This is a genomic window from Mesorhizobium sp. M7A.F.Ca.US.014.04.1.1, from assembly GCF_003998745.1.
Lineage (GTDB): Bacteria > Pseudomonadota > Alphaproteobacteria > Rhizobiales > Rhizobiaceae > Mesorhizobium > Mesorhizobium ciceri.
This window is the reverse complement of record NZ_RZRW01000710.1, coordinates 1-2,621: the sequence shown is the minus strand read 5'-3', so window position 1 is coordinate 2,621 and position 2,621 is coordinate 1. Positions and strand designations below refer to the sequence as shown.

2 protein-coding genes are annotated in these 2,621 nt (G+C 58.7%); one reads left to right on the top strand and one right to left on the bottom strand.

What is annotated here, in order from left to right:
• Positions 1-209 precede the first annotated feature (209 nt).
• A complete protein-coding gene (locus EOA22_RS30335) occupies positions 210-1,139 on the bottom strand; it encodes an NAD(P)/FAD-dependent oxidoreductase (protein ID WP_244514439.1) in 930 nt (309 codons plus the stop codon).
• Between the two features lie 1,150 nt (positions 1,140-2,289).
• Here EOA22_RS30335 and EOA22_RS30325 point away from each other — a divergent pair.
• A partial coding sequence (locus EOA22_RS30325) for an SLC13 family permease (RefSeq protein WP_281040800.1) occupies positions 2,290-2,621 on the top strand: 332 nt, incomplete at its 3' end.

Genomic DNA, 2,621 nt, shown 5'->3' with positions numbered 1-2,621 from the left:
GGCCTGAACGACACGTCCGGATGGTCATCATCCCGCCTGTCCATCGAATGACAACCACCGCTATCAAAAATGCCTGGCCAGACCTGCCGGACAAAATTGATTTGAACGTTTCGCGCCCGAGGCCGGCCACCGGTGAGCGGATCTGAAGCGTCCTTCGAAACGCACTGACTTGGAGCGCTATGGCGCGCGCCCTGTGCTAGGGTGGCCGGTCAGTTTTCCGGTCTAGACTGAAGTGCATTGTGGATATGTGTTGCTGCGGTGGCGGCATGGCCAAACGCAACGGCAATTTGATTGAGGCCCTCAGCCACGTCTCCAATGGCATAGAGACCCGCAGTCGACGTTTCGAGGTGTCGGCTGACCAGAACATATCCTTGCGCGTCACACTCTGCACCGAGTGCGGCGGCGAGTTCAGAGCGCACATCAGACCCCATTGCGGGGTACACCACATCCAATTCCCGCATTGGCGCACCGTCGGCCATGACAACGCCGAACCCGGTTGCCCGAGCAACAAGATCCTCGACGGTGTCCCAGATTTCGATGCCGCCTGCCGAGGCCATGCCGCGGGCGGCATCGGAAATATCCTCCGGATAGTTGGCGAGCAAGGTAACCTGACCGCTGTACTCCTTCAAAAACAGGGCTTCCTTGAGCGCCAGATGCTCTGGGCCGACGACGCCGATGCGCTTGCCCACGGCCTCATAGGCGTCGCAGACCGGACACAGTCGGACAGTGCCGGCCGCGACGGCCTCCTCCAGCCCTTCTATTGCCGGGGCCTTGTCCACGATCCCGGTTGCAAGAACCACGCGCCTTGCTCGGATGGTCCCGAAGGTGGTCGTCAGCACAAAGGTCCCGTCGCGCTTCTTGGCGCCCGCTACACGACCGTCCACTACGCTTGCACCGTATCTCTGTGCCTGGGCTTTGAGACGGCCGAGCAACTCTGACCCGCCTACGCCCTCCGGGAAGCCAGGACAGTTATGCGATTTTGGAATGAGCTTGGCTCGTGCGTCGCCGGCGTCGACCACGATCACCGAATGCAGGAATCTGGCCAGATACATGCCTGCCGCAAGTCCTGCGGGGCCGCCGCCGACAATAGCCACGTCGAATTCATGACCGCGGGAAGAAATTGGCATTTCGCCCAACATTGCAAACAGGATCTTGTTCCCTGCTTTGGCAGAGGGGATGAGCAGGCGACGGTCAGGCCTCCAAACGTGATTTACGCGGCAACTCGTCGAGGTCCCTTTCACCGGGCGATGGCGCGCGCCTCGATCTGATTTGCGCAGTCTTCGCCATCAAGCGATTCCAGCTTCTGCAAATCAGGCTTCAATTCGAGGTGCCCGAAAATGCCGACATGGCATTTCACAGGCCAACTTGCCTTAGACCTGCGACCGTGCGCATTTCCCAAGCCCACGCGATTCGAATCGGATCGACCTGCCGGGAAAACCCACCTGATAGCCCCGTCCTTCCGATCCGGAGGGCGCAATGCCGATCGTCTGAAGGGCCGCTCAAATTTACTGACCCAGTCGAGGTGCAGACTATCATAGTTGATTGTTGCTGCCGGTGACCTCGCGTAATCAAAGGCTCACGAGGCTTTCCAACAGAGGACGGTATGTTGTATCCAGGTCGATTTTTGGAACCGAGCGATATTGTGATGCTTGCCCGTGTTTGTGCGACGGTCTGCGAACAGCGCGGCGTACCTGTTGCTTCGCGGGCCGGAGAACGGACAGCTGCGCACGTACTCAGGCTGTTTCTGAACGGCTTGACTGGGGAGAATGAGCTGATCGATGCTGAGAAGAACTGGGCTCGCGGGAGTGATCTGGCTTTCGAGGGGGCTCCTGTCAGCTACGAAAACAAAAGAGAGGCCGCGTGATTCAAGCTTCCTGAGAATCGAATGTAGCCAAGAAAACTGCTCGCCCACGGGTCAGGCACCAGAGGCACCCTCCCTGCATATCGGGGGCGTTGCTGTGGCACTTCAGGTGAGAAAAAGATCTCCGCACGCCGCCCGATCCGTGGTGTCCGGGCGATTTTCCAGGGGGACTCGACATGAGGCAAGCGCATGCTTTTTGATCCCGGCTCGGGCCTTCCTGGTTTGGGGCTGAAGCGTCGGATTGGTCGGGGCACATCGATGTCTGTCAAAGTCCGAAGACCGCTTCGTAAAATCCGTTTCTAAACGCTGCCGATCCGCTCCTGGCCAAACGCCGCCGGACCGCTTTGGCGCAGCAATGAGCGAAGCAACAAAAGGGGCGGTTTGGCCGTTCTCATTAGTCGCACTGGCGGGCCGGGGCATTCGAAGACATGACTACGCCGCAAATTTTGTCATTTGCCGTAACCTTCGTGATGATGGCAGCGTTCGTGTGGGGTCGCTATCGATATGATCTGGTCGCGGCTGTGGCACTGTTGCTTGCTGTCACGGTTGGCATTGTGCCTTTTGACGAAGCCTTCAGCGGGTTCAGCGACGATATCGTGGTTATTGTCGGCAGTGCTCTGCTGGTGAGCGCAGGGATAGCACGCTCGGGAATCATGGAGGCAGCGATCAAGCGCTTTGCTCCGAAATTATCGGGAGTTCGGTCGCAACTGGCGCTGCTGGTGATCGTGGTCACGATCCTCTCTGCCTTTGTAAAGAATAT

Bases quoted from the DNA above. Each gene is read 5' to 3' on its own strand.
- EOA22_RS30335 (WP_244514439.1), bottom strand. From the start codon at position 1,139: ATGTTGGGCGAAATGCCAATTTCTTCCCGCGGTCATGAATTCGACGTG.